Below are 26193 nucleotides of genomic sequence, written 5' to 3' on the forward strand. Positions count from 1 at the left end.
GCGCAAGTGTAGCTGCGCGCGTGCTTAAAGGCTGATGGCGGCGTTGACCAGCGCTTGCAGCTCGGCCGGCGAGGGCTGCAGCTTGGGCGCTGGCAGGTCGACGATGACCTGGCCCATCAGCGCACCGATGGCGCCAGTTGCCTGGCCGGTGGCGGTCTGCGCGCTGGCGGCGGCGCTGCGCACCACCAGCGCGGCGCGCTGTTCGGCCGAAGGACGCACCTGCACCGCAGCCAGGGTGACGATGCGCGGGCCGGCCTGTTCGGCAGCCAGCGCCGCCAGCTGTTCAGCCGACGGACGCACCTGCACGGCGGCCAGGGTGCGGATGTCGCTGTTGCGTTCCAGCGTCTGCTGGGCGATCTGGTCGGCGGCCGGGCGAACCTGCACGGTCTCCAGCGTGGTCAGGCTGGCGGCCTGGGCAAAACCGGCAAGGGTGGCGCCGGCGAACAGGGCGGAGGAGAGGGCGATGCGCAGGGTCTGGGTCTTCATGGCGAGGTCTCTTGGTGTTGTTAGTCAGTGGTGTGGTAGTAATGTAGTACACCGTTTATGTATGCACAAGAACTTTTGCCTTGCTCTTTATTCTGTTCAGCTGAAAGTCAGTTTAAGGTGCAGCCGGTGCTTGCCAGATACATCAGAGCAAACGGGGTGCCAACCGGAGGCCATTGTTTTTAAAATTTTTTTTGATGCGTAGAACTGTCCGCGTCCGGACGCCCGGACGCGCTGCAGGACGGCGGACAGCACGGCCAAACGGGTGTTCTCGTGCAAGACAAGGCAGTTTGGTGCGCTGAATGGGTGGATTGCGGGTACCACCGCGCGCCAGATCGTCGGCAGGCAACTGCGGCACAATCCGGTTTTCCCCACAGGTGTGATGACTTATGCGCGTGCTGATGCTGTCTGTTCTGATTGCCACCACCACTGCGGCCTGCACCTGGGTGCCGATCGAACAAAGCGGTAAAAGCGTGCAGGTACTGCCCGCAGGCCCTGTGCCAGCGGGATGTCAGCAGCAGGGCGAAGTGGTGGTGACGGTCAAGAGCAAGGTCGGTTTCTACAACCGCAATCCGCTGCGCGTGCAGGAAGAGCTGGAAACCCTGGCGCGCAATGAGGCGCCGGGCGCCAACGCCAATGCGGTGCAGGCGCAAGGCCAGCCGGCCGATGGCAGCCAGCGTTTCAACGCCTTCCGCTGCCCGCCGCGCTGAACCGTTGGGCTGGGGCGCAGGCTATTCAAATGTAAAGATGCGGTAAAACCAGCCAACGGCTAGACTAGCGCCCCCTCGCCTGACGCCATGGCGCTACTTCGATGCTCTTCCAGAATGTCTCCATCGCGGGACTGGCGCATGTTGATGCGCCGCACACGCTGACTTCCAAGGAAATCAACGAACGCCTGCAACCGACCTACGACCGCCTCGGGATCAAGACCGATGTGTTGGGCGACGTTGCGGGTATCCATGCACGGCGCTTGTGGGACCAGGATGTCCAGGCATCGGACGCCGCCACCCAGGCCGCGCGCAAGGCGCTGATCGATGCCGGGATCGGCATCGAGAAGATCGGCCTGCTGGTCAACACCTCGGTGAGCCGTGATTACCTGGAGCCGTCTACGGCGTCCATTGTGTCCGGCAACCTGGGCGTGGGCGACCACTGCGTCACCTTCGACGTGGCCAACGCCTGCCTTGCCTTCATCAACGGCATGGACATCGCCGCGCGCATGCTCGAGCGCGGCGAGATCGACTATGCGTTGGTCGTGGACGGCGAGACCGCCAACCTGGTCTATGAAAAGACCCTTGAGCGCATGAACTCGCCAGACGTCACTGAGGAGGAGTTCCGCAACGAACTTGCCGCGCTGACGCTGGGTTGCGGTGCAGCAGCCATGGTGATGGCGCGTACCGAACTGGTGCCCGACGCGCCGCGCTACAAGGGCGGCGTGACCCGCTCGGCCACCGAGTGGAACAAGCTGTGCCGGGGCAACCTGGACCGCATGGTCACTGACACCCGGCTGCTGCTGATCGAAGGCATCAAGCTGGCGCAGAAGACCTTCCTGGCCGCGCGCCAGGTGCTGGGTTGGGCGGTGGACGAACTGGACCAGTTCGTCATCCACCAGGTCAGCCGCCCGCACACCGCCGCCTTCGTGAAGTCGTTCGGCATCGACCCGGCCAAGGTCATGACCATCTTCGGCGAGCACGGCAACATCGGCCCGGCCTCGGTGCCGATCGTGCTGAGCAAGCTCAAGGAACTGGGCCGCCTGAAGAAGGGCGACCGGATCGCGCTGCTGGGGATCGGCTCGGGTCTGAATTGCTCGATGGCGGAAGTGGTCTGGTGATGAAGTGCGGGACGTGTTAAAAAAAATGGATTTTTAGTACACGTTCCAGCATCATGTTCGCTTGAAGAACATGAGTGAGGCAGGCATGGAAAGCGTGTCGACGTTTAACCCTGAGCTCCCTTACAACGATCTCCCGCTGCTTCCACCAGCGGGAGATATCGAAACACGGAGCCTTCTCAAGGCTTGCATCGGTGCACGAACTGCATTGGCCGAGCTGAAGCAGGCAACGGCGTTGCTGCCGAATCCTACGGTGCTGATCAATACCATTCCGATCCTAGAGGCGCAGGCCAGTTCTGAGATCGAGAACATCGTGACGACTACGGACGAACTGTTCCGATACGCCGAAGATCAGGACAAGGCACAAAAGCCTGCTACCAAGGAAGCGTTGCGTTACCGCAGTGCGCTCTATGAGGGATTTCAGTCGCTAAAGCAGCGGCCCTTGTGTACCGACACCTCCGTCGTTGTCTGCAGCCGTATCAAGGCGGTGCAAATGCAGATCCGCCGCGTGCCCGGGACTGCACTAGCTAACGACCAAACCCAGCAGATCATCTACACGCCGCCGGTTGGCGAAACGCTATTGCGCGACAAACTGGCCAACTGGGAACGCTTCATCCATGAGAACACCGACGTTGATCCATTAATTCGTATGGCTGTTGCGCACTATCAATTCGAAGCGATCCATCCGTTCACCGATGGCAATGGCCGCACCGGGCGGGTACTGAACTTGCTGATGCTCATCGAGCAAGGCCTGCTTGATCTGCCAGTGCTCTATCTTTCTCGTTACATCATTCGCCACCGCAGCGACTACTATCGCCTGCTACTGGATGTGACGCGGCATGGGAACTGGGCGGAATGGATTCATTACATGCTGGCTGCGGTTGCCGAAACAGCTGCATGGACGACGGCGAAGATCCAGGCGATTCGTGGACTAGAGGCGCAAGCCCGCGACTACATTCGTGACCAGGCTCCCAAGTCATATAGCCGAGAGTTGGTGGATGTGATTTTCAACCAGCCCTATTGCCGTATCCAGAATGTTGTCGACATGGTGGGGGTCACGCGCCAGACCGCCGCACGCCATCTCAAGGAGCTTGCGGATATTGGCGTACTGCACGACCAGCGCCAGGGTAAGGAGAAGTTATTCCTACACCCGGCGTTCCTTCGTTTGCTATCCAGTGACGACAACCAGTTACCCGCCTACCGCATGTCTGCGCGGGACGTGGAGGCCAATGCATGACGAATAAGTACGACCATCTTGATCGCCAAACCTTGATCGGTCTGTTGCAGCGGCGCGATGCCGAGCGTCAGCTGGGGTTGGTATGGGAGCGCGACGAGATCGAGGCCGACAAAGTGCTCAATGACGATTTTGTCGCGTTGTCATTGGACACCGGTTTGAGTCATGGCGAGGCGCCGTGGGACAATCTGATCATCGAAGGCGACAACTACGATGCATTGCGTGCGCTGCGCATGACGCATAAAGGTGCGATCCGCTGCATTTATATCGATCCGCCCTACAACACGGGTAATAAGGACTTCGTCTACAACGACCGTTTCGTCGACAAGACTCACCGCTTCCGCCACTCGCTGTGGCTGGAGTTCATGTATCGGCGCCTTCAGCTGGCGAAGGAGTTGCTGGCCGATGATGGGGTTATATTTGTTAGCATCGATGATAATGAGGTGTTTCGACTTGGGATGCTGATGGATCGGGTTTTCGGCGAGGATAATTTTATTGCCAATGTCATATGGCAAAAGGTTTATTCGCCTAAAAACACCGCGCAACACTTTTCTGACGACCATGAATATATTGTGGTTTACACCAAGAACCGCAACATTTGGCGACCAATGCCGTTGCCGCGTAGCGCTGAACAAGATCGCGCTTACAAAAATCGAGACAATGATCCTCGCGGCCCATGGAAGCCTAGTGATCTCTCGGCGCGAAATTTTTATGGCGCAGGAACCTATTCCATTACGTGTCCAACCGGTAGATATATTGAAGCGCCCCCGCCAGGAATGTATTGGCGAGTATCAGAAAAGAAGTTCAAGGAGCTTGATGGCGACAATCGAATTTGGTGGGGAAAGGATGGCAACAACATTCCTGCCGTAAAAAGATTTATTTCAGAGGTAAAGCAGGGCGTCGTACCCCAAACGCTTTGGACGTACGCAGAGGTGGGACATACGCAGGATGCAAAAAAGGAGCTTCTTGAAGTGCTGCAATTCGCTTCTTCAGGAGATGTGTTTTCCACACCGAAACCAGTGCAGCTGATGGAACGGATACTGCGCATCGCTAGCAAGCCGGGTGACACTGTCCTTGATTTCTTTGCTGGCTCAGGAACGTTTGCTCAAGCAGTTGCAAAACTAAATGCTGAAGATGGCGGCAACCGGAAGTTCATCCTAGTCAGTAGCACTGAAGCCACTGAGGATGCGCCTGACAAGAACCTCTGCCGCGATGTTTGCGCCGAGCGCGTGCGCCGTGTGCTGGGTGGCTACACCAATACCAAAGGTCAACCAGTTGAGGGTTTGGGGGGCGGTTTCGCTTACTTGCGTACCCGTCGTATCCCAAAGCATCGGTTGGCGCTGAAGCTGGAACACGCGGAGGTTTGGCATGCGCTGCAGCTATTGCACAGGCTACCGTTGTCGCGTTGGCCTGACTGCGGTTTTGCCAGCGATGGCGAACTGGCTTATTTGGCGGATTTCCGAGCTACACACGTAGAGCAGTTACGTGAATGGCTGCGGACCCGCACAGCTGCACTCGCTGTTGTCTATACCTGGTCGACGGAACGGTTGAGCGGATTGCTGGGAGAGCAGGCGGCCGACCTGTCTTTGCTGCCTTTGCCACACCACTTGCGCGCACGTTTCGGACGTTGATATGCCCATGCCATTGAAAGAGTTCCAAAACATCATTTGTGACGGCATCGTTGCCCAGTTTGGTGAGGTGCGTGAGCTGTATCGACAGATTGCCGCTGCCGCACCGGAACGCATTGACGAGGCGCGTCGCAAGGACGCTGCAATCGTATTGCAGGCACCGACTGGTGCGGGCAAGACGCGGATGGCGATCGAGGTGATGCGCCGTGTGTCAGTCGAGGAGCGGGTATTGTGGTTCTGGTTCGCGCCTTTCGCTGGGTTAGTCGAGCAATCGCGCCGAGTCTTGAGCAATGAGGCGCCAGAGCTGGCGCTACTGGACCTGGATGCGGATCGGCAATTAGATGCCGTGGATGGCGGCGGCGCGTTCGTGGTGACTTGGGCGTCGCTGGCGGCACGCAAGGCCGAGAGTCGGCGCGCGCGACAGCGCGGCGATGCCGGTATGTCGATCGATGACGTGATCGCAATGGCACGCGAGCAAGGCTTGCGCATTGGCTGCGTGGTGGATGAGGCGCATCACGGATTTCAGCGTGAGACGTTGGCGCGGGCGTTCTTCTGTGACGTGCTCAAGCCCGATTACGCACTGCTGATGACCGCCACGCCACGCGACACTGATATGAAGGCCTTCGAACGCGCGACTGGCTATTTCGTCGGAGAGCCGGCAGACTGGGCCTCCGTCAGCCGTGCCGACGCAGTCGATGCTGGCCTGCTCAAGCGTGGCGTACGGATGGTACGTTTTATCGCCCGCGATGGAGATACCGCACAACTGGTGGATTTCGAACATCTCGCGTTGCGTGAGTGCACGCAGATGCATCGGACCATTCGCAAGAACTTGGCAGATGCCAATATTGCACTGACGCCATTGATGCTGGTGCAGGTGCCTGATGGCAAGGTTGCGCAGGAGGCGGCACGGACGTATCTGGTGGAGCAGCTGGGATTCGATGCAACCGCAGTACGAGTTCATACCGCCGCCGAACCTGATCCGGATCTACTGTCGTTGGCGCAGGATCCCACAGTGGAAGTGCTGATCTTCAAGATGGCCGTGGCGCTAGGGTTCGATGCGCCACGTGCGTTTACTTTGGCAGCCTTGCGCGGTGCACGCGACGCGGGCTTCGGGGTGCAAGTGATCGGCCGCATCATGCGCCGCCATGCGGTGCTACAGGCGCAGACGGATGTGCTGCCCGTTCTGGACCACGGATATGTCTTTTTGGCTAATTGCGAGTCGCAAGAAGGTTTGCTGCTGGCCGGCGCCCAGATCAACACACTCACAACGCAGGCGCCTGAGCTCGGGACGCAGACGGTTGTCACCATGATCGGCGATGGCGCCTCGCTGCAGGTCGTGCGCAGCGGAGAGCCTCTGAGCTTGCTGGTATCGCGCGTAGGGGCGCAGGTGTTGGATGCCGAAGCCGCGAGAGATGCGGTTTCCTCGGCGGACACTACGAGTGAAGTGGCCGATGCGCTGGTAGGGACCCCTTTCGCTGGAATGGCGAATGCCACCCAAGCCGCGCTGGAAATTTTTGGAGGCGAGGGTGCCTGGCCTGCTCGGGCCACCAGTGTCGCGGGTGCATTTGTGTTGGCTCAGGAGAGCATGTATCGGTATCCGCGTCGTTCCGACGCTCCGGATCGCCTGCGTGGAGAACAGCTGCCGCCCGTGTCAGCAGACTTCGAGGCAGGTCTGGCGGCGCACGTCGATTTCTCACCGGAAGTGCTTGCCGATCGCCTGCGTGGAAAAGTGCAGGTCCAGCGCTTGGACACAGACCTGTTTGCTGGTCATCGGGTTGCAGAAGATGGAAGCGATCTTTGGGCCAATCTCTCGCCGCAAGCTGTCGCCGAAAAAGCCGAACAGATCCGCTTGCGGCTTGTAGAAGCCAACGACCGCGAGCTATACCACAGACTATTGGAGCGTTTCGTTCGTGCGATCGAAGCGTCAGGCGCGGAAGTGCCCGACGACGAAGAGGTGCAAATGCGCCAGTTGGACCTCTTGCTGGTTAGACGCCCTCGCCTGCTGCGAGATGCATTCAAAACTCTGCGACAGGGCCAAGTACTCGATGTCGATGTAATACTGCCTGCCGAGTTACTCAGCGATCAATCACTGCGCTCCGCCAATCGCGGGCTTTATGGCGTTTTTCCGCCTGGTTTGAACCAGGATGAGCTAGCCATTGCAGAACGCCTGGATGCCAGTACCCAAGTGCTATGGTGGCATCGCAATCAACCCAAATCAGGCGTCGGTCTCTATCGCTGGGATGAGGGCGATGGCTTCTATCCCGATTTCGTTGTGTCTGTCGCAGAGCGTTCCGCCCCAGGTATTGCGCTGCTGGAGGTGAAAGGCGAGCACTTGTGGGGAAAATCGAGTGAGGTGGACAAGAGTGCAGCGTTCCATCGCGAGTATGGTTCCGTCTTCATGGTCGGTCGTAAGCGCGGCGAGCATGATTTCTTTTATGTGCGCGAGTTGGGGGGACGACTGCAACGTGCGGGTTCCTTTGATCTGGATCGGATGCGATTTGCATGAACTACCCCGGCTATCCCTTTACCCCCAAGCGCCTTGAGGTGCGACCCGGTGTTGCGATGTCGTATCTGGACGAAGGTCCGCGCGATGGCGAGGTGGTTGTGATGCTGCACGGCAATCCGTCGTGGAGCTATTTGTGGCGGCATCTGGTGAGCGGCCTGGCCGATCGCTACCGCTGCATCGTGCCCGACCATATCGGCATGGGCCTGTCCGACAAGCCGGACGATGCGCCCGACGCACAGCCGCGTTACGACTACACGCTGCAATCGCGGGTGGACGATCTGGATACCTTGCTGCGGCATCTGGGCATCACTGGCCCGGTCACGCTGGCAGTGCACGATTGGGGCGGCATGATCGGGTTCGGTTGGGCGCTGTCGCATCACGCGCAGGTCAAGCGGCTGGTGATCACCAACACCGCTGCGTTCCCGTTGCCGGCGGAAAAGCCGATGCCGTGGCAGATTGCGATGGGCCGGCACTGGCGGCCGGGCGAGTGGTTTATCCGCATGTTCAATGCGTTTTCGTCCGGTGCTTCGTGGTTTGGCGTGTCGCGGCGCATGCCGGCTGAGGTGCGTCGCGCGTATGTGGCGCCCTACAACAACTGGCGCAACCGCATTTCCACCATCCGCTTCATGCAGGACATTCCGTTGTCGCCCGCCGACAAAGGGTGGTCGTTACTGGAGCGCTCGGCGCAGGCGTTGCCGACGTTCGCCGATCGCCCGGCCTTCATCGCCTGGGGTCTGCGCGATATCTGTTTCGATAAACACTTTCTGGCCGGCTTTCGCAAAGCACTGCCGCAGGCCGAAGTGACTGCATTCAACGATGCCAATCACTACGTGCTGGAAGACAAGCACGAGGTGCTGGTGCCGGCGATTCGCGCATTTTTGGAGCGTAATCCACTCTAGCGCGGCGTTTCTGCTTACGGCTACGTTGGTCTAACAGGCGAGGCTCCATGCGGATGGCATTGCGCAAATGCTCGCGGCGCCGACATGGCGCGTATGTTTGTTAGCGAAAGCATATGCGCAGGCAATGCAATGCCTGCATTGTGAGGTGGCCGCAGCGCGGTCATGCCGATGTCGCTTTGTTGGACCTTGTTGCAAGGCGCGCGTACGAACTACGCCAAACCGTCACACCGCCGGCAGCGGATTGCGTTGTGCATCGTCCACGCCCACCCAATCGGCATCGGTCAGTGCATGAAGGCCATGCGCCAAACGCGATTTATCGCATTGCGCACTGCGCTGCCCGAATTCCAGCGAGGCCGGCACGGCTGCGCAGGACGAGGGGCGGCGGTCGTGGATGCTGCAGCGGCTGTAGCGGCCAATGTCGGCGTCCAGCGCGATGCAGCGTGGCTGCGACTGCGAGGTGCCACGCATCACGCGCTCGTGCGTGCGCAGTGCGTCGGTCAGCTCGATCGGCACCCTGCCACCCAATGCGGGGTCGGCTTCGCTCCAGTGAAAACTGACGCGGAAATAGGCGCAGCAGGCGCCGCAGGTAAGGCAGGGGTGTGCCATGGAGTGCCGGGCCTGGCGCGGCGAAATCGCGGGGAGAGCGCGGCATTCTGACCGAACCACGCCGCGATACAAGTGGCGCGTGGCGGCGAGCAGTTAGCGATTCAGATGCGCTCTGCAACGCATGGATGCGCCACGGTCAGCGAGTGAGGTTTCGGCCGTGGAATGCAGGGCGGCTGCGCTGCAGTAGGGGGTGCGGCGACTGCCGCGCATTGCTGCGCCATGGCGCTGGGCGCCGATGGTCAGCGCTCTCGCTGTAACGTTCTCGGGTTTCCTCTAAGCCGCCTGCAGGCGGCCGGTGCCATTGGCGCTTAGGTGATAATGCGCAGATGACGACCCTCTGCAATATCGCCGCCATCCTCCCGCAACTGGCGCGCGAACGCCCCGACCAGATCGCCATCCGTTGCCCGGGTGGTCGCGGCGCCAACGGGTTCACTGCCTACGATGTGACCCTGAGCTATGCCGAGCTGGACGCGCGCAGCGATGCGATCGCCGCAGGTCTGGCGCTGCACGGCATCGGACGCGGCGCGCGCGCGGTGGTGATGGTGCGGCCATCGCCGGAATTCTTCCTGCTGATGTTCGCCTTGTTCAAAGCTGGCGCGGTGCCGGTGCTGGTAGATCCTGGCATCGACAAGCGTGCGCTCAAGCAATGCCTGGATGAAGCGCAGCCGCAGGCATTTATCGGCATTCCGCTGGCGCAGCTTGCCCGGCGCCTCTTGCGCTGGGCGCGCTCTGCCAGACAGATTGTCACCGTCGGCGGAGGTTACGGTTGGGGTGGGGTGACGCTGGCGCGCGTGGAGCGCGATGGTGCCGGCGCCAGCAGCCAGCTGGCTAACACCGCGCCAGACGATGTGGCGGCGATCCTGTTCACCAGCGGCTCGACCGGCGTGCCCAAGGGCGTGGTGTACCGCCACCGACATTTCGTCGGCCAGATCGAGTTGCTGCGCAACGCGTTCGATATGCAGCCCGGCGGTGTGGATCTGCCAACGTTCCCACCGTTCGCCCTGTTCGATCCCGCGCTGGGGCTGACCTCGGTGATTCCGGACATGGATCCGACGCGCCCGGGCAGCGCCGACCCGCGCAAGTTGCACGATGCAATCGCGCGCTTCGGTGTCACTCAGTTGTTCGGCTCGCCTGCCTTGATGCGTGTACTGGCCGACTATGGGCAACCGTTGCTCAATGTTCGCCTGGCTACCTCGGCCGGTGCGCCGGTGCCACCAGATGTGGTGGCGAAGATCCGCGCGCTGCTGCCGGCCGATGCGCAATTTTGGACGCCGTACGGCGCCACCGAGTGCTTGCCGGTGGCCGCGATCGAAGGCCGCACCCTGGACGCCACACGCGCCGCCACTGAGGCCGGTGCCGGCACCTGTGTGGGCCGGGTAGTTGCGCTGAACGAGGTGCGCATTATTGCAATTGACGATGCCGCCATTGCCGATTGGAGCGGCGTGCGCGTATTGCCGGCGGGGCAGGTCGGTGAGATCACCGTCGTCGGCCCCACCACCACCGATACCTATTTCAACCGCGATGCGGCCACGCGCATCGCCAAGATTCGCGAGCGTTGCAGCGATGGCAGCGAGCGCATCGTGCACCGCATGGGCGATGTCGGTTACTTCGACGCCGAAGGGCGCTTGTGGTTCTGCGGGCGCAAGACGCACCGCGTGGAAACCGCGAGCGGCCCGCTCTACACCGAGCAGGTAGAGCCGGTGTTCAACGTGCATCCGCAAGTACGACGCACCGCGCTGGTCGGCGTCGGTGCGCCCGGACAACAGCAGCCGGTGCTGTGCGTGGAGTTGCAGCCGGGCGTGTCTGCGTCGGCATTTGCACAGGTGGAAAGCGACTTGCGCACGCTGGGCACTGCCCATCCGCATACCGCAGGCATCGCGCGTTTCCTGCGCCATTCCGGCTTTCCGGTCGATATCCGCCACAACGCCAAGATCGGCCGCGAAACGCTGGCGGTCTGGGCGGCGCAACAGCGTGGATGAGAGCGGCCAACAAAACGACTGCTCGCTACAGATTGTTAGCGACTCTACATTGTAGACGACAGGCTGCATGGCCGCGCGTCGACGGGCAGATCGCCAAGTCGGGTGCGGCCGGCTATGGTGTCGTCCCTCAGATGCGAGGTGCGGTGCGATGAAGGTATTGGTAACCGGTGGTGGCGGCTTTCTTGGCCAGGCGTTGTGCCGCGGCTTGCGCGCAAGCGGGCACGATGTGGTGAGCTTTCAGCGCGGCGATTACCCGGTGCTGCAGAGCCTGGGTGTGGGCCAGATCCGTGGCGATCTGGCCGACCCGCAAGCGGTGCGGCATGCCTTCGCCGGGATCGATGCGGTGTTTCACAACGCCGCCAAGGCAGGTGCGTGGGGCAGTTACGAGAGCTATCACCAGGCCAACGTGGTGGGCACGCAGCACGTGATCGACGCGTGTCGCGCCAATGGCGTGCCACGGTTGATCTACACCTCCACGCCCAGCGTCACTCATCGCGCCACCAACCCGGTGGAAGGGCTCGGCGCCGACGAAGTGCCGTATGGCGAAAATCTGCATGCGGCCTATGCAGCGACCAAGGCGATTGCCGAGCGTGCGGTGTTGGCGGCCGACGATGCCCAGTTGGCGACCGTGGCATTGCGCCCGCGTCTGATCTGGGGGCCGGGCGATAACCATTTGTTGCCGCGCTTGGCAGCGCGTGCGCGCGCCGGGCGCCTGCGCATGGTCGGCGATGGCAGCAATCTGGTTGACAGCACGTACATCGACAACGCCGCGCAGGCGCATTTCGATGCGTTCGAGCACCTTGCCGTGGGCGCTGCCTGTGCAGGCAAGGCCTACTTCATTTCCAATGGCGAACCGTTGCCGATGCGCGAGCTGCTCAATCGGTTGCTGGCCGCTGTGGATGCGCCGGCAGTGACGCGATCGCTCTCGTTCAAGACCGCGTATCGCATCGGTGCGTTGTGCGAAACGCTGTGGCCACTGTTGCGTCTGCCAGGCGAAGTACCGTTGACGCGATTTCTGGTGGAACAGCTGTGTACGCCGCACTGGTACAGCATGGAACCGGCACGTCGCGACTTCGGCTATGTGCCGCGCATCAGCATCGAAGAAGGCCTGCAACGGCTGCAATCCTCATCTTCCAACGACATCGCCATCACTCGATAAAGACCGGCACATCCACAAGATACGTCTGCGCCGATTCGGCACGACAACTTTTGGATACCTTGCCATGCTGCATTACGCCATCATCTTTTTCGTTATCGCCATCATCGCTGCTGTGCTGGGCTTCAGTGGTATCGCTGGTGCGGCTACCAACATCGCCTGGATCCTGTTCGTGGTGTTCCTGATCCTGGCAGTGATCTCGATGTTCCGTCGCGGCAAGGTATAACGCTTAGTTGCGATACGTCACGGCAGCGGCGCTGCCGGTTGTCGCTCACAAGGCCCGCTTCTGCAAGGAAGCGGGCCTTGTGCGTTATGGCGGAAAACAAGCATTTTTTCGCTAACGACAGTCATTTTTCCAGATACCGCACCTGCTTGCCATTAGCCAACACGGCATCGCTGATCGAAACAAAACCCAGCCGCCAATGCAGCGCCAGCGATGCGGGATTGGCAGGCACTACATCGACCTCGCATACCAGTTGCGGCTGTCCTGCCGCACGCGCCTTATGGATAAGTTCGTTATCCGAGTGCGTGGCACTACTGCGCCGACGTGCGTGCGCGGCAATGACGATGCGACCGACGTCCACGAACCATGCAAAGCGATCGCCATCCAGGCGAAGTTCGTAGTGGTATACGGCGCGTCTTATCCAGTGTCAGCATGAGGTTGACCGACGATGCGCCAGTGCATGCGAACCGAGCGATCTGCAGCAAGGCAGTCAAGCCATCGGCATTGAGCAACGACAATTCAGTGGCATGCGTCGTGTTGAGTGCAAGCACTCCGGCGTAGTCGTGCGGTTGTACGGCGCGCAGCTGCAGCAGCATGATCAGTGCGGGTCGACCGCGCTGCGCAGCAATTGGTCGTCGGCATGCCGTTCTAATGCGAGCTCGATCAACCGTGTGATCAGGCTGCGATAGTCCAGTCCGCTTGCCTGCCACAATTTTGGATACATGCTGATGCGGGTAAAGCCTGGCAGCGTGTTGACCTCGTTGATCACGATGCGTCCATCGGCACACAGAAACACGTCCACGCGCGCCATGCCCGCGCACTCCAGTGCCTGATACGCCTGCACCGCGATGTGCTGGATGCGCTGCTCGGCCTGCGCATCAATGTCAGCCGGAATCACGATCTCGGCGCCGTATTCGCTGATGTATTTGGTCTCGTACGAATAGAACGCATCGTGCACCACCACTTCGCCGCAGACGCTCGCCTGCGGCGTGGCATTGCCCAGCACGGCGCATTCGATTTCGCGCCCGGCAATGGCCGCTTCCACCAGCACCTTGTGGTCGTAGTCCAACGCCAATGCGAGCGCGGCGGCGAACTGGTCTGCCGTGCGCACCTGGCTGACGCCGACCGACGAGCCCTGGTTGGCCGGTTTGACGAACAGCGGCAAGCCCAGCTGCGCGATCAACCCATCCACATCGGCGTGTGCGGCGGTGTGGCGGTTGAAGCAGACGAACGGTGCCACCGCCAGCCCGGCATCGCGCAACACGCGCTTGGCCATGTCCTTGTCCATCGCCACCGCCGAGCCGAGCACGCCGGAGCCCACGAACGGCAGGTTGGCCATGCGCAGCAGCCCCTGCAACGAGCCGTCTTCGCCCAGGGTGCCGTGCACGATGGGAAACACCACGTCGATCTGCGCCAGCGCCTGCTCCGGCTGGATGGGCTGCAACTGCTGCTGTTGCGCGCCCGGCAGCAACGCCACGCCGCGACCACTGCGATGCAGCGCAATGCGCGCCGGGTCGTCGGCATGCAGCAGAAAGCTGTCAGGGTCGTTGACGTGCCACTGGCCTTGCTTGTCGATACCGATCAGCACCGCCTCGAAGCGCTGCGGGTCCAGCGCATCCAGGATGTTGCGCGCCGATTGCAACGAGACCTCGTGCTCGGCCGATTTGCCGCCGAAGATGAGGCCGACCCGAATCTTGCGCATTGCCCGCTCCTGCCATCGCCAATGGACGTGGCCAGGATGCCTGCGGCGTACGCATTGAAGGAAGTCCTGCGCCGTCCTCAGATGACGATGCGCGAGCGATGCGCCTGATGCCGCGCCGCGTTGTCCGCTACGCAATCCTTGCCCATGACCGCCACATCCGCAGCGGCCTGCCACCGCCACACCGCCGTCAAACAGCTGCGACATGCAGGGACGGTAGAATGCGGGCATGCCCGGATCATTCTTCAATTCACTCAAGCCGCTCGCCGGCCAGGCCCTGCAGGCAGCGCTCAACCGTGCGCTGGCGCTGGACCCGGATACCCGCGACGCCCTGCTGCCACTGGAAGGTCAGCGCATCGCGCTGACCCTGGACGCGCCCGCGCTGGCCCTGCAGATCCACGTGCACGAGCGCCGCTTGCTGGTTGGCCCGGTCGATCAGGCGCAGGAACCTGACCTGGCGGTGCGCAGCAGCCTGGCCGGCTTGCTCGGGCAACTGCCGTTTCTGGCCAACGCACGCCGCACCGGCGCGCCGGCCGGCCGGCTCAAGGTCTCCGGCGATGCCGAGCTGGCACGCCAGCTGCAGCAGCTGGCCGGCCGCTTCGACCCGGATTGGCAGCTGCCGTTCGTGGCGGTGTTCGGCGAAATTTTGGGTGTGCAGATCGCCAGCGCGGTGCGCGCCGCGCTGCAGCAGGCACGTCGCAGCGCAGTGGATCTGGCGCACAGTGCGGCCGAATTCGTTACCGAAGAATCGCGCGATGTGGTGCCACGTGCCGAGCTTGAAGCCTTCCACGATGATGTGGACGAACTGCGCGACGACGTGGAACGGCTAGCCGTACGCGTGAGCCGCCTGCGTGCGAGCGGGGGCGCGGCATGAAGGCGATCCTGCGGGCTAGCCGTATCGGCAGGGTGATTCTGCGGTACCGCCTGGATGCCTTGCTGGAAGGTACCCCCGCCGAGCGCTGGTTGCGCCTGGCCAAGCCCTTCGTGCCGCGCGCCAGCGCCGAAATCGCCGCGCAATCGCGCGGTGCGCGGCTGCGTCTGGCGCTGCAGGAACTGGGGCCGATCTTCGTCAAGTTCGGGCAGATTCTTTCCACCCGGCGCGATCTGATTCCGGCCGACGTGGCCGAAGAGCTCACCTTGTTGCAGGACCGGGTCAAGCCATTTGATGGCGAGGCCGCGCGCCTGATCGTGGAACGCGCACTCGGGCTGCCGGTGAGCGTGGCGTTTGCCAGTTTCGACACGGTGCCGCTTGCGTCGGCATCGATCGCGCAGGTGCATGCGGCCACGTTGCCGCCGGATGCCAACGGCGTGCGCCGCGAAGTGGTGGTCAAGGTGTTGCGCCCGGAGATCGAGCGTCAGATCGATGCCGATATCGCGTTACTGCACTCGCTGGCCACCTTGGTCGAACGCACCCACCCGCGCGCTGACAAGATCCGGCCGCGCGAAGTGGTGGCCGAGATCGAAGGCACCCTGGCCGCCGAACTCGACCTGCAGCGCGAAGGCGCCAACGCCAGCGTGTTGCGCCGGTTCTGGGAAGGCTCGGACGATCTGTACGTGCCGGAAGTGATCTGGTCGCATACCGCCGAGCGCGCGCTCACGCTGGAGCGCGTGTATGGCATTCCGTCCGACGATATCGCCAAGCTCGACGCGGCCGGCATCGATCGCAAGGCGCTGGCAGCCAAGGGCGTGCGCGTGTTCTACACGCAGGTGTTCCGCGACAACTTCTTCCACGCCGATGCGCATGCCGGCAATATCTGGGTCGATTCGGACCCGGAGCGCCGGCTCAATCCGCGCTTCATCGCGCTGGATTTCGGCATCATGGGCCAGCTCTCGCAGGAAGATCAGTACTACCTGGCCGAGAACTTCATGGCGATCTTCCACAAGGATTACCGCCGCATGGCCGAATTGCATGTGGAGGCAGGCTGGATGCCGTCGAACGTGCGCATCGACGAACTGGAAGCGGCCGCGCGCTCGGTCTGCGAGCCGTATTTCACCCGGCCGCTGTCGGAAATTTCGCTGGCGCAGGTGCTGATCAAATTGTTCCGCGTGGCGCAGCGTTATGAATTGACGTTGCAGCCGCAGCTGATCCTGTTGCAGAAAACGCTGCTCAATATCGAAGGCGTGGGCCGGCAGCTCGACCCCAAGCTGGATATCTGGGCCGTGGCACGGCCGGTGCTCGAGCGCATCCTGCGCGAGCGTTACAGCCCACGCCGTGTGTTGCGCGAACTCAGCAAGCGGCTGCCGGAAATCATGACCCATGCGCCGGACATGCCGCGGCTGGTGCACAGCTGGTTGAAGCAGCAGGTGGAAGGCCGCCACCAGGTCGACATCCGTTCCACCGAACTGCTCGCGCTGGACCTGAGCCTACGCAAGCTGCAAACGCGTGTGGTCACCGCCATCACCGGCAGCGGGTTGTTGGTGGTTGCGGCGGTGCTCTACGGCCTGCATCCGGATGGCTGGTATCTGGGCACGGTGCCGGTGTGGAGCTGGATCAGCGGCGGTGCCGGTTCGGCAGCGCTGCTGGTCGCATGGCTGCGGCGTTGAAGCTCTGCAAGCGATGGCCTGTTGCATCCGGTGGCGTAGCGGCATTGTCGGCAGCGGCGCGATGACGGCGCCGTATCCGTTGAGGTGGTCATGATCGATCTGCAGGCGTTGAAAGACGAATTGGCACGGTTTGACAGCGACAACGATGCGCATCAGCGCGTGCGCGACCGGCGCATGCTCAACATCACGCCCGACACCGGGCAATTGCTGGCCGTGCTGGTACATGCCACGGCTGCGCGGCGCATCCTGGAAATCGGCACCTCCAACGGGTATTCGACGCTATGGCTGGCCGAAGCCACTGCCGCGATCGGAGGCCATGTCACCACGGTGGAGCTTGCGGCCGACAAGGTGGCCCTGGCGCAGGCCACGCTTGCGCGCAGTGGCCTGGCGGCATCGGTGGAGGTGGTGCACGGTGATGGCGGCGCGTGGCTGACCCAGGCGACCAGTGCCAGTATCGATCTGGTCTTCCTGGATTCGGCGCGCGGCGAGTACGTGCGCTGGTGGCCGGCACTGCGCCGCGTGCTGCGCAGCGGTGGTCTGCTGGTGGTCGACAATGCGCTCTCGCATGCCGACGAGCTGGCGCCATTCACTGCGCTGCTGGATGCCGATCCGGCGATCACCTGCAGCGTGGTGCCAGTGGGCAAGGGCGAGTTGCTGGCGGTGTGCGGCCAGGCCTGAGCGTGCGCCGCTGACCTGCGACGACCTCACGCCCCAGGCCGCGTGACCGGCAAGCGCCCATGCGCTGCCAGCGCCGTGGTGCACGCCGTCGCCTGCCGATGCGGTGCACTGGCAGGCACTGGCCACGGCGCGGATAATCCGCCGGTGAGCATATCCTCCAAGCATCTGCAGATTCTCTACCAGGACGATGTCCTGGCCGTCGTCGACAAACCCGCGGGCCTGATGGCCCACGACAGCAAACTGGCACGCGGCGAGGACGACTTTCTGGCCGACCGCCTGCGCGAGCAGCTGGGCAAGCCGATCTTCCTGGTGCACCGGCTCGACCGCGCCACCAGCGGCTGCCTGCTACTGGCGTTCGACCGTGCCAGTGCCAGTGTGCTGGGCAAGGCGCTGATGGCGGGCGAGGTGGAAAAAAATTATCTGACCGTGTGCCGCGGCTGGCCGGCCGAGGAGCAGTTCATCGTCGACCATGATCTGGATGGCGGCCCGGGCAAGCCGGTCAAGAAGCCGGCGGTGACGCATTTCCAGCGTCTGGCCACCGGCGAGCTGGAGATTCCGTCCACCGGTTTCACGACGTCGCGTTACGCACTGCTGCGTTGCCAACCGCAGACCGGGCGCTTCCGGCAGATTCGCCGGCACATGAAGCACCTGTCGCACCACATGATCGGCGACGCCAGCCACGGCGACGGCCGCCACAACCGCAGCTTCCGCATGCTCGGCATCCACCGCATGCTGCTGCATGCCGAACGTCTGGAATTTCCGCATCCGGCCGATGGCCGGCGCATCAGCGTCACCGCGCCACTGGATGCGGAATTCACCAAGGCATGTACGTTTTTTGGTTGGGATGTGGCGCAGTTGTAGGAGGCGTGATCAACGTTGTTGCCACTCACCGCGACGCATCTCAAAGCACCAGCAAAGCACGCTCTTACGATTCCCCAATCCCGATTCCCAATTCCCTGCCTCTCAGGGCTTCTTGGCCGGAGCAGGCTCGTTGACGATCTTCTCCAGATCCTTCCGCAGATCCGCAAACAGCGGCAGCATCTTCTGCTGGATCGCGCCCATCAGGTTCTGGGTCAGGGCCGGGGTCTTGTCGAGCAGGCTTTGGCCGGCAGAGCTCTCGTAGAACTCGGCCATGGCCAGCACGTCCTCGCGCGAGAACGAGCGCTTGTAGATGTCCACATACATCGGCCGCAGTTCCGACCACGACAGCGCCTTGCGCACGGTCTGGCGGGTGCGTTCCTGGATGCGCTGCAACTGCGCCTGTTGCTCGGCGTCGAGCTGGCGTTGCGCGGTGAGCTGGGCGAATTGCTGCTGCTGCATCGCTTCGATCTGCGGCAGCATCGTGTCCAGCATGGTCTGCGCGCGCGAGGCGGCCAGCAGACGGTTGATGTCGGCATCGCTGGGCGCCTGCGCCAATGCGACCGGGGCGGCCACGGCCAGCAGTGCCGCCAACAGCAATCGGCGAGCAAGGCCGCGCGGAGTAGCGAGCGAAGAAGTAGGTGTCATCGGAGCATCCTGCAAACGGGGGACCGGCCGCAGCATACGGGAAGCTGGCGTTCGCGCGCGCGTCCACGCCACTGCCGATACAATCGGCGCACATGGCCAGCGAACCGATCCAGATCACCCCCAGCCTGACGATTCCGCCCAGCGAACTCGTCGAACGCTTCGTGCGTGCCAGCGGCGCCGGTGGGCAGAACGTCAACAAGGTCTCCACCGCGGTGGAGCTGCGTTTCGACGTGGCCGGCTCGCCATCGTTGCCGGAGCCATTGCGGGCGCGGCTGCTGTCGCGACGCGACCGCCGCATGACCGCCGACGGCGTGCTGGTGATCGACGCGCAGCGCTTCCGCACCCAGGACCGCAACCGCGACGATGCGCGCGAACGGCTGGTCGAAATCATCAGTGCGTGCCTGTCGGTGCCCAAGCGCCGGGTCGCCACCAAACCAAGTCATGGAGCCAAGCTGCGGCGGCTGGATGCCAAGCGTGAGCGTAGCCATATCAAGCGTGGACGCTCTGCGTCCCACTGGGAGTAAGCGTGAGTCAACCCGACCCGTCGTTGCCACCGGTAACACAGGCCAACATCCTGCTGCAGCCATCCCCGCCCCGTATGCCGCGTGCACATGGGCGCTTCATCCGCTGGTTCGGCCGCACCGCCTTGCGTCTAACCGGTTGGCGCCTGCTCGGGCGGTTGCCCGACGAACCCAAGCTGGTGATGATCGTGGCCCCGCATTCGTCCAATTGGGACGGGTTTGTGGGATTTGCGGCCAAGTTCGCGCTGGGCTTCGACGTGCGCGTGCTCGGCAAATCGCAGTTGTTCTGGTGGCCGCTGGGCCCGCTGCTGCGCAAGCTCGGCGCCATCCCGCTGGACCGCAGCTCGCCGCAAGGCACCATCGGCCAGGCGGTGCGATTGATCCGCAACTCCGAGCAGATGTGGTACGTGATCACGCCCGAAGGCACGCGCAAGCGCGTGGAGAACTGGAAAGCCGGTTTCTGGAAGATCGCCTCCGATTCCAAGGTGCCGATCCTGCCGGTGTATTTCGACTACCCCAGCAAGACCGTGGGCATCGGCGAGCCGTTCTGGACCGGTAGCGACATGGCCGCCGACATCGCCGCCATCCGCACCTGGTACCGGCCATGGCGTGGCAAGCATCGCGATACGTTGTGAGGGGCGTAGCGCGCGGGTGAAGGATCGCCAGCGTTGGTTGGTGAATCCGGTGCGCCTGTCGTCGAACATTCCCTCCATCGAGAAGCTCAATGATTGCCAAGTCCACCCGCGCGCTGTGTCTGTCGCTCTCGCTGCTGCTCACTGCCGGTCCAGCGCTCGCAGCCACGCCGATGCTGGTCATCCACGGTGGCGCGGGTGTGGAGAAATCCAGCCTTTCCAAGGACGAACAGGTGCAGGCGCGCGAGGCAATGCAGCGCGCGCTGCGTGCCGGGCATGCGGTGCTGCAACGTGGCGGCAGTGCGGTGGATGCAGTGGCCGCCACCATCACCGTCCTGGAGGACGCGCCGCAGTTCAACGCCGGTCGCGGTGCGGTGTTTACCCATGACGGCAAGAACGAACTGGACGCGGCCATCATGGACGGCGCCAGCGGCAAGGCCGGTGCGATTGCCGGCGTGCACACGGTCAAGAACCCGATCCTGCTGGCACGCAGCGTGATGGACCGCTCCAGGCACGTGATGCTGGTCGGCGACGGCGCTGAAGCGTTCGCGCGCGAGCAGGGCATCACCCTGGTGGACCCGGGCTATTTCCGCACCGACAAGCGCTGGCAGCAACTGCAGAAAGCGCTCAAGGCCGACGCCGGCGACCGCCAGGCGCAGGCCGAGCTGGATCTGGAAACCGCCAAGCATTTCGGCACTGTCGGCGCGCTGGCGCTGGACCGCGACGGCCATCTGGCTGCCGGCACCTCCACCGGCGGCATGACCAACAAGCGCTATGGCCGCGTCGGCGATGCGCCGATCATCGGCGCCGGCACCTATGCCAACCGCCAATGTGCGGTGTCTGGCACCGGCTGGGGCGAGTTCTACATCCGCGCCGTGGCGGCCTACGACATCTGTGCGCGCATGAAATATGCCGGGCAATCGCTGCAACAGGCGGCCGAGACCGTGATCGACCAGGAAATCCCCACCGCTGGCGGCGACGGCGGCGCCATTGCGCTGGATGCGCAGAGCAATGCGGCGTTTCCGTTCAATACCGAAGGCATGTACCGCGGCTGGATCGGTGCCGACGGCACCCCGCATGTGGCGATTTTCAAGGACGAGACGCTGTAACGCCGCCATCCTCAACCGCGTTCCTCCGCCCCAATCCAACGGCACATGCCAGCGGTCGCAAAACCCGCTAGCGTGGCCGGCTGCACTACCCACTCAGGAATCACACGCCATGTCGCGTACCGTCGTTCTGGCCGCTGCCATCACCCTGGCACTGGCTGCTTGTTCTGGAAAAGAGTCGTCCGGCCAGGAGTCCACCACCGTGCCCGAGAAAACCGCCCCGGCCCCGGCCGCAGATGCTGCATCCAACCCCTTGCTGACCGCCAGCACGCTGCCGTTCCAGGCGCCGCCGTTCGACAAGATCAAGGATGCCGATTACCTGCCGGCATTCGAAGAAGGCATGCGCCAGCATCTGGCCGACATCCACAAGATTGCCGATAACCCCGAAGCGCCCACCTTCGACAACACCATCGAAGCGATGGAGCGCGGTGGCGAAACGCTCACGCGCGTGTCGCGCATCTTCTTCGGGCTGGTGCAGGCCGATACCAGCGACGCACGCCAGAAGATCCAGGAAGAGATCGCGCCCAAGCTGGCCGCGCATCAGGACCAGATCAATCTCGATCCCAAACTCTTCGCACGCGTCAAAACCATCTACGACCAGCGCGACACGCTGAATCTGGACCCGGAGCAGAAGCGTCTGGTCGAGCGCGACTACGAAGAGCTGGTACGTGCCTGCGCGCAGTTGTCCGATGCCGACAAGGACAGCCTGCGCAAGCTCAACGTGGAAGAAACCACGCTCTCCACGCAGTTCCATACCCGTCTGGTCGCCGCCTCGGCCGCTGGTGCGGTGGTGGTGGACGACAAGGCCAAGCTCGATGGCTTGAGCGAAGGCGACATCGCCGCCGCGGCCGATGCAGCCAAGGCGCGCAAGCTCGATGGCAAATATCTGCTCAGCTTGCAGAACACCACCCAGCAGCCGGTGCTGGCGTCGCTGAAGAATCGCGAACTGCGCGCCGAGGTGTTGAAGGCCTCTGAAACGCGCGCGGAAAAGGGCGATGCCAACGACACCCGCCAGACCATCCAGCGTCTGGCGCAGCTGCGCGCGCAAAAAGCCAAGCTGCTTGGCTTCGACAACTACGCCGCTTACAGCTTGGGCAACCAGATGGCCAAGACGCCGGACGCCGCGCTCAAGCTGCTGACCGACACCGTGCCCGCTGCCACTGCCAAGGCACGCCGCGAAGCGGCCGAGATTCAGAAGGTGATCGACGCGCAGAACGGCGGCTTCAAACTCGCCGCCTCCGATTGGGACATCTACGCCGAGCAGGTGCGCAAGGCCAAGTACGATCTGGACGAAGCGCAGATCAAGCCGTACTTCGAACTGGACAATGTGCTCAAGAACGGCGTGTTCTACGCCGCCACGCAGCTGTACGGCATCACGTTCAAGGAACGCACCGACATCCCGACCTATCACGCTGATATGAAGGTGTATGAGGTGTTCGATGCCGACGGCACCTCGATGGCGTTGTTCTACACCGACTACTTCAAGCGCGACAGCAAGTCCGGTGGCGCCTGGATGGACGTATTCGTCGAGCAGGACGGCCTCACCGGTGCCAAGCCGGTGGTCTACAACGTCTGCAACTTCACCAAGCCGGCAGCCGGCCAGCCGGCGTTGCTGAGCTTCGACGACGTCACCACCTTGTTCCATGAGTTCGGCCATGCGCTGCACGGCATGTTCTCCAAGGTGAAGTACCCGTCGATCTCCGGCACCAGCACCTCGCGCGACTTCGTCGAATTCCCCTCGCAGTTCAACGAGCACTGGGCGTCGGACCCCAAGGTTTTCGCCAACTACGCAAAGCACTACCAGACCGGCGCAGCGATGCCGGCCGAGTTGGTGGAAAAGATCAAGAAGGCCAAGACATTCAACAGCGGCTACGCCACCACCGAATACCTGTCGGCGGCGCTGCTGGATCTGGCCTGGCACACCCAGCCGGCCGATGCGCCGCTGCAGGACGTGAGCAAGTTCGAAGCCGACGCCTTGAAGCGCTTCAAGGTGGATCTGGCCGAAGTGCCGCCGCGTTACCGCAGCAGCTATTTCGACCACATCTGGGGCGGCGGTTATTCGGCCGGGTACTACGCGTACTTCTGGTCGGAAGTGCTCGACGATGACGCGTTTGAGTGGTTCAAGGAAAACGGTGGCCTGACCCGCAAGAACGGCGACACCTTCCGCGCCAAGATCCTCTCGCGCGGCAACACCGTCGACTTGGCCACGCTGTACCGCGACTTCCGCGGCAAGGATCCCAGCGTCAAGGCGCTGCTGGAAAACCGTGGGTTGACCGAGTAAGCGATGTGCGCGCGTAGGTGGTGGTTGCATGCGAAGGCATGCATGCATGCCTCGCCAGTGCGGTGAGCAATCGAGACGGGATGGCCACGTGCCATCCCGTTTGCTCGCGTCGTTTTGATGCATCGCAGTAGATGCATCGCAGCAGCGGGTACCGCATTACGCCGGCGGCGGTGCCCGATCCTCCCCGATCTGCACGATGACCTCGTGCGACTGCGATGCGGACGCCACGCCTGGACGCAGCTGTTGCACCGCTTCTGACAGGGTCAGCGCGGGTGAGGCATGCGTCGCAGATGACGTGGCACCGGATCGCTGGGTGAGCGCTTTGGCTTGACTCAACAGCTCTTCAATATCACTGCGTTGCACCAGCGCATTGATCGCTCGACTCGCCTTGGTTGCCCGCCATTGGGACAGCGCTTCGTTGGCGCCCCCCATGACGCCGCGTAATACTTGCTGCTTCAATCCGATGTCTGTCTCGCCCTCGCGGCGGTTGTTCTTGACGGTGATGGCGGTGTGCTGATTCAGCGCGCCGACCGCAGCCATGCCTCCTGACAGGGCGGAAATTGCCAATGCCTGCGTGATCGGCACCTTGCGCGTTCCGCCTTGCGCCGCGGAGCTGGCCTTGCCGATCACCGAGGACGCCGCGCTGCCCAGTACGCCTAGATGAAACATCTGGCCAACGCGTTGGGCGGTCTGTGCCGAGAACTCGCGCGAAGTGTACTTCTTGACGATATCGCCGATCAGTTGGCCCGAGACCACAGACTTCTCGGCGCCGAGCAGCAGCGTTGCTGCGACGCCGCCCGGATCGAGTTCGTCCAGCCTGCCCTCGCGCAAGGCTTGCAGATCCTGGCTCAGCAATTTCAGCGCCTTCGCCGGGCCGGCGCCGTGGCCCGCTTCCAGATCCAGGTCATCGGCGCCTGTCGTCGCCTGCGGGGAGCGCGGCGCGGCGAGTTCCGCCTTGAGTGCCTTCTCCATCGCGACCAGTCCGCTGGTGACGCGTTTCACCAGCGCCTGCGTAGGCGATTGAATCAGTTTGCGCAATTTGCCCTGATCGATCTCCTCTGCCGCCACTGGCTCACCACGTGCAAGTTTCGCCTTGCCCGTGTCGGTCAACACATCGGCGTACAGCAGATTGAGCTTGTTGTTGTAATCCTGTTTTGCCTGTTCGTCGAAGCCGGCAGCCACGTGCTGCGCTGCAGTCATCAGCAGGGCGCCGACGGTCTGCGCGGTCGGCGACAACGCCCGCATTGCGCCGGTCTTGCTGAGCAGGCCCAGCGTGCCGGCCAATGGCGAACGCAGAATGCGCGGGACCGCTTGCCAGCGATTGCCCAACCATTGCCGTTCGTGCGCGCCCTGGGTCATGACAAAGTCGTGCTGGGCCTGATGCAGGCGCGTTTCGGCTTGCAGCAAGTAATGAGCCGCGGCAATGAGGTCGGCTGTTGGCTGCGCCGTGGGGTTCTGGTCTGCGGCGTCCTTGAGTGCGCGGAACCTGTCGCAGCACCCGCTGAATTCTGTGATATGGCTTTCCAGCGCCTTCGCAAGCTCCGGTAGCCAATGCTTGTCGTTGATCTGCTTCTTGTCCGGCACGATGACGTGCCCGCCGTGCTCGCGGATGGATTCGCACAAGCTGACCACCGCCGACTGCTGTGCCGCATTCATGGGCGCGGCGATCGCTGCTGTCGCAATGCCGAATCCCGCACCTGCCCAGGGCTGACGGGTTGCGTAGTTAATCCAGGGCGAGACGATGTACTGCATTGCATTGTTGAGGAAGCTGCCGGTGGGGTTGGGCATGCCCGACAGCAATGCGGTACGCCGCAAGTTGGAAACCTCGTTTTCGCTCAATCCCTGCGCCCTGTACCAAGCCATCGCATCCGTCTCGCGGATGCGGCCCAACAGATCCGCATGTGTTGCTGCGCGTTCCTGCGGGCCGGTGGCGTCCGGCAATTTCATCGGCCTGGTCTTGTTGATGAGTTCGGCGGCCAGCTGCGGCTCGACCGGGCGCACGTTGTCGGCAGCCAGTTGCTCTTTGAGTCGCACCAACGACGCTTTGCCGGGATTCGGCGAGACTGCAGGCTGCGAAACCTGCAGTTCAACCGATTGCAAGTGGCTGGCCGACTGCGAGGCGGACGCAGTGACGTTTGCGGTCTCCTTTCCGCGCTTGCTCGGGGGGCGCGAGAGCATGGTCAATGCGCCCTCGGGCTGTGTAGGCGAATGGCTGGGCGATGCCTGCGGGGGGGCTTCTTCTTCGATCTCATAGATGCCCGCCGGCGATGCCGGCGCGGTGCGATTGAGCGGAGTGGCGGATGCAGCAGGTCTCATTAGATTTCTCCTGGTGCTTGATGCAGTGGCGGCATCGGTCAATGGCCGCTGCCGGTAATGCGATCGCCAACCAGCCTGGAACTGGGCGTATTGTCCGTGGGGGGGCGTGGTAAGCCATGGTGCGACGGAAGCACCGAGTTCAACCACGCCACGCAACCGTTGCAGAGATGAAGCTCCAAAACGGCGGACCGCATTGCGCGAGGATTGAATCAAACTGCCGGGGGCCATCTTTGTCCGACAGCAGAACTGACGTCGCTGCATCCGAATCCCCCTATTGGTGCGAGCCCCAATCAGGTGCGCCGCAGGGTTGGCGAAGCGGTCATGCGTAACGGGCGCCCATCTGCGTGCGTGGTGCGCCATCAAAATGTGAT

23 protein-coding genes are annotated in these 26193 nt (G+C 62.8%); 17 read left to right on the forward strand and 6 right to left on the reverse strand.

Annotated elements, in window-relative coordinates; all coding sequences use genetic code 11:
* Window positions 1–24: 24 nt before the first annotated feature.
* Window positions 25–486, reverse strand: coding sequence for an XAC0231 family protein (locus KWO_RS00935; RefSeq protein WP_010379850.1), 462 nt, complete (start codon window positions 484–486; stop codon window positions 25–27).
* Window positions 487–872: 386 nt separating this feature from the next.
* On the opposite strand from KWO_RS00935, the gene KWO_RS00940 reads away from it, so the two are divergent.
* From KWO_RS00940 to KWO_RS00965, 6 genes are all read left to right on the forward strand, one after another.
* Window positions 873–1193 carry a DUF4156 domain-containing protein gene (locus KWO_RS00940; RefSeq protein WP_010379851.1) on the forward strand — a complete coding sequence of 107 codons (321 nt, stop codon included), beginning with the start codon at window positions 873–875 and terminating at the stop codon, window positions 1191–1193.
* Between the two features lie 101 nt (window positions 1194–1294).
* Window positions 1295–2311: a 3-oxoacyl-ACP synthase III gene (locus tag KWO_RS00945; RefSeq protein ID WP_010379852.1), complete on the forward strand. Its 1017-nt coding sequence runs from the start codon at window positions 1295–1297 to the stop codon at window positions 2309–2311.
* A gap of 70 nt (window positions 2312–2381) precedes the next feature.
* Complete coding sequence (fic, locus tag KWO_RS00950; RefSeq protein WP_017112724.1) at window positions 2382–3545, forward strand: protein adenylyltransferase Fic; 1164 nt, start codon at window positions 2382–2384, stop codon at window positions 3543–3545.
* Window positions 3542–5173: a site-specific DNA-methyltransferase gene (locus tag KWO_RS00955; protein ID WP_010379854.1), complete on the forward strand. Its 1632-nt coding sequence runs from the start codon at window positions 3542–3544 to the stop codon at window positions 5171–5173. Before fic ends, KWO_RS00955 begins: the two co-directional genes overlap by 4 nt.
* Before the next feature lie 7 nt (window positions 5174–5180).
* Entirely contained in the window at window positions 5181–7676 is a 2496-nt protein-coding gene (locus KWO_RS00960; protein WP_010379855.1) for a DEAD/DEAH box helicase, read from the forward strand.
* Window positions 7673–8575: an alpha/beta fold hydrolase gene (locus tag KWO_RS00965; protein ID WP_010370558.1), complete on the forward strand. Its 903-nt coding sequence runs from the start codon at window positions 7673–7675 to the stop codon at window positions 8573–8575. The genes KWO_RS00960 and KWO_RS00965 overlap by 4 nt, the downstream gene beginning before the upstream one ends.
* A 222-nt stretch (window positions 8576–8797) precedes the next feature.
* Here KWO_RS00965 and KWO_RS00970 read toward each other — a convergent pair whose 3' ends face one another.
* On the reverse strand, window positions 8798–9181 hold the full coding sequence (locus tag KWO_RS00970) for a YkgJ family cysteine cluster protein (RefSeq protein WP_010370556.1): 384 nt from the start codon (window positions 9179–9181) through the stop codon (window positions 8798–8800).
* 326 nt (window positions 9182–9507) lie between these two features.
* Between KWO_RS00970 and oleC the strand changes: the two genes are divergently transcribed.
* The 3 genes from oleC (at window position 9508) to KWO_RS00985 (ending at window position 12542) form a co-directional block, all read left to right on the forward strand.
* Complete coding sequence (oleC, locus tag KWO_RS00975; protein WP_010379856.1) at window positions 9508–11160, forward strand: olefin beta-lactone synthetase; 1653 nt, start codon at window positions 9508–9510, stop codon at window positions 11158–11160.
* Between the two features lie 148 nt (window positions 11161–11308).
* Window positions 11309–12319 carry a 2-alkyl-3-oxoalkanoate reductase gene (oleD, locus tag KWO_RS00980; RefSeq protein ID WP_010379857.1) on the forward strand — a complete coding sequence of 337 codons (1011 nt, stop codon included), beginning with the start codon at window positions 11309–11311 and terminating at the stop codon, window positions 12317–12319.
* Between the two features lie 64 nt (window positions 12320–12383).
* Window positions 12384–12542 carry a DUF1328 domain-containing protein gene (locus tag KWO_RS00985; RefSeq protein ID WP_003468167.1) on the forward strand — a complete coding sequence of 53 codons (159 nt, stop codon included), beginning with the start codon at window positions 12384–12386 and terminating at the stop codon, window positions 12540–12542.
* 121 nt (window positions 12543–12663) lie between these two features.
* On the opposite strand, the gene KWO_RS00990 is transcribed toward KWO_RS00985, so the two are convergent.
* Window positions 12664–12900, reverse strand: coding sequence for an acetyltransferase (locus tag KWO_RS00990; protein WP_010379858.1), 237 nt, complete (start codon window positions 12898–12900; stop codon window positions 12664–12666).
* A gap of 237 nt (window positions 12901–13137) precedes the next feature.
* Complete coding sequence (ddlA, locus tag KWO_RS01000) at window positions 13138–14241, reverse strand: D-alanine--D-alanine ligase (protein WP_010379859.1); 1104 nt, start codon at window positions 14239–14241, stop codon at window positions 13138–13140.
* A gap of 226 nt (window positions 14242–14467) precedes the next feature.
* Between ddlA and KWO_RS01005 the strand changes: the two genes are divergently transcribed.
* The 4 genes from KWO_RS01005 (at window position 14468) to KWO_RS01020 (ending at window position 18321) form a co-directional block, all read left to right on the forward strand.
* The gene (locus tag KWO_RS01005) at window positions 14468–15112 is read left to right on the forward strand and encodes a ubiquinone biosynthesis accessory factor UbiJ (RefSeq protein WP_010370537.1); all 645 of its coding nucleotides are present in this window, start codon (window positions 14468–14470) and stop codon (window positions 15110–15112) included.
* The gene (gene ubiB / locus KWO_RS01010; RefSeq protein WP_010379861.1) at window positions 15109–16782 is read left to right on the forward strand and encodes a ubiquinone biosynthesis regulatory protein kinase UbiB; all 1674 of its coding nucleotides are present in this window, start codon (window positions 15109–15111) and stop codon (window positions 16780–16782) included. Before KWO_RS01005 ends, ubiB begins: the two co-directional genes overlap by 4 nt.
* Window positions 16783–16872: 90 nt before the next feature.
* Window positions 16873–17460: an O-methyltransferase gene (locus KWO_RS01015; RefSeq protein ID WP_010379862.1), complete on the forward strand. Its 588-nt coding sequence runs from the start codon at window positions 16873–16875 to the stop codon at window positions 17458–17460.
* A gap of 42 nt (window positions 17461–17502) precedes the next feature.
* Window positions 17503–18321, forward strand: coding sequence for a pseudouridine synthase (locus KWO_RS01020; protein ID WP_010379863.1), 819 nt, complete (start codon window positions 17503–17505; stop codon window positions 18319–18321).
* Window positions 18322–18423: 102 nt separating this feature from the next.
* Here the strand turns inward: KWO_RS01020 and KWO_RS01025 are convergent, their stop codons facing one another.
* Window positions 18424–19002 carry a DUF2059 domain-containing protein gene (locus tag KWO_RS01025; protein WP_017113924.1) on the reverse strand — a complete coding sequence of 193 codons (579 nt, stop codon included), beginning with the start codon at window positions 19000–19002 and terminating at the stop codon, window positions 18424–18426.
* Window positions 19003–19058: 56 nt separating this feature from the next.
* Between KWO_RS01025 and arfB the strand changes: the two genes are divergently transcribed.
* The 4 genes from arfB to dcp all read left to right on the forward strand — a co-directional run bounded on the left by arfB (window position 19059) and on the right by dcp (window position 23506).
* Complete coding sequence (gene arfB / locus KWO_RS01030; protein ID WP_010370520.1) at window positions 19059–19490, forward strand: alternative ribosome rescue aminoacyl-tRNA hydrolase ArfB; 432 nt, start codon at window positions 19059–19061, stop codon at window positions 19488–19490.
* Between the two features lie 2 nt (window positions 19491–19492).
* On the forward strand, window positions 19493–20122 hold the full coding sequence (locus KWO_RS01035; RefSeq protein ID WP_010370518.1) for a lysophosphatidylcholine acyltransferase: 630 nt from the start codon (window positions 19493–19495) through the stop codon (window positions 20120–20122).
* An 89-nt stretch (window positions 20123–20211) separates the two neighbouring features.
* Entirely contained in the window at window positions 20212–21228 is a 1017-nt protein-coding gene (locus KWO_RS01040) for an isoaspartyl peptidase/L-asparaginase family protein (protein ID WP_010379864.1), read from the forward strand.
* Between the two features lie 109 nt (window positions 21229–21337).
* Window positions 21338–23506, forward strand: coding sequence for a peptidyl-dipeptidase Dcp (dcp, locus tag KWO_RS01045; protein ID WP_010379866.1), 2169 nt, complete (start codon window positions 21338–21340; stop codon window positions 23504–23506).
* A 156-nt stretch (window positions 23507–23662) separates the two neighbouring features.
* On the opposite strand, the gene xopN is transcribed toward dcp, so the two are convergent.
* Complete coding sequence (gene xopN / locus KWO_RS01050) at window positions 23663–25822, reverse strand: type III secretion system effector XopN (RefSeq protein ID WP_010379867.1); 2160 nt, start codon at window positions 25820–25822, stop codon at window positions 23663–23665.
* Window positions 25823–26193 lie beyond the last annotated feature (371 nt).

Origin of the sequence: Xanthomonas vasicola pv. musacearum NCPPB 4379 (assembly GCF_000277895.2) — a bacterium.
GTDB lineage: Bacteria > Pseudomonadota > Gammaproteobacteria > Xanthomonadales > Xanthomonadaceae > Xanthomonas > Xanthomonas vasicola.

Bases quoted from the DNA above. Each gene is read 5' to 3' on its own strand.
- fic (WP_017112724.1), top strand. From the start codon at position 2,382: ATGAGTGAGGCAGGCATGGAAAGCGTGTCGACGTTTAACCCTGAGCTC.
- KWO_RS00960 (WP_010379855.1), top strand. From the start codon at position 5,181: ATGCCATTGAAAGAGTTCCAAAACATCATTTGTGACGGCATCGTTGCC.
- xopN (WP_010379867.1), bottom strand. From the start codon at position 25,822: ATGAGACCTGCTGCATCCGCCACTCCGCTCAATCGCACCGCGCCGGCA.
- dcp (WP_010379866.1), top strand. From the start codon at position 21,338: ATGTCGCGTACCGTCGTTCTGGCCGCTGCCATCACCCTGGCACTGGCT.
- KWO_RS00985 (WP_003468167.1), top strand. From the start codon at position 12,384: ATGCTGCATTACGCCATCATCTTTTTCGTTATCGCCATCATCGCTGCT.
- KWO_RS00935 (WP_010379850.1), bottom strand. From the start codon at position 486: ATGAAGACCCAGACCCTGCGCATCGCCCTCTCCTCCGCCCTGTTCGCC.
- KWO_RS01040 (WP_010379864.1), top strand. From the start codon at position 20,212: ATGATTGCCAAGTCCACCCGCGCGCTGTGTCTGTCGCTCTCGCTGCTG.
- arfB (WP_010370520.1), top strand. From the start codon at position 19,059: ATGGCCAGCGAACCGATCCAGATCACCCCCAGCCTGACGATTCCGCCC.
- ddlA (WP_010379859.1), bottom strand. From the start codon at position 14,241: ATGCGCAAGATTCGGGTCGGCCTCATCTTCGGCGGCAAATCGGCCGAG.
- KWO_RS01015 (WP_010379862.1), top strand. From the start codon at position 16,873: ATGATCGATCTGCAGGCGTTGAAAGACGAATTGGCACGGTTTGACAGC.
- oleD (WP_010379857.1), top strand. From the start codon at position 11,309: ATGAAGGTATTGGTAACCGGTGGTGGCGGCTTTCTTGGCCAGGCGTTG.
- oleC (WP_010379856.1), top strand. From the start codon at position 9,508: ATGACGACCCTCTGCAATATCGCCGCCATCCTCCCGCAACTGGCGCGC.
- KWO_RS01025 (WP_017113924.1), bottom strand. From the start codon at position 19,002: ATGCTGCGGCCGGTCCCCCGTTTGCAGGATGCTCCGATGACACCTACT.
- KWO_RS00965 (WP_010370558.1), top strand. From the start codon at position 7,673: ATGAACTACCCCGGCTATCCCTTTACCCCCAAGCGCCTTGAGGTGCGA.
- KWO_RS00945 (WP_010379852.1), top strand. From the start codon at position 1,295: ATGCTCTTCCAGAATGTCTCCATCGCGGGACTGGCGCATGTTGATGCG.
- KWO_RS00970 (WP_010370556.1), bottom strand. From the start codon at position 9,181: ATGGCACACCCCTGCCTTACCTGCGGCGCCTGCTGCGCCTATTTCCGC.
- KWO_RS00940 (WP_010379851.1), top strand. From the start codon at position 873: ATGCGCGTGCTGATGCTGTCTGTTCTGATTGCCACCACCACTGCGGCC.
- KWO_RS01005 (WP_010370537.1), top strand. From the start codon at position 14,468: ATGCCCGGATCATTCTTCAATTCACTCAAGCCGCTCGCCGGCCAGGCC.
- ubiB (WP_010379861.1), top strand. From the start codon at position 15,109: ATGAAGGCGATCCTGCGGGCTAGCCGTATCGGCAGGGTGATTCTGCGG.
- KWO_RS00955 (WP_010379854.1), top strand. From the start codon at position 3,542: ATGACGAATAAGTACGACCATCTTGATCGCCAAACCTTGATCGGTCTG.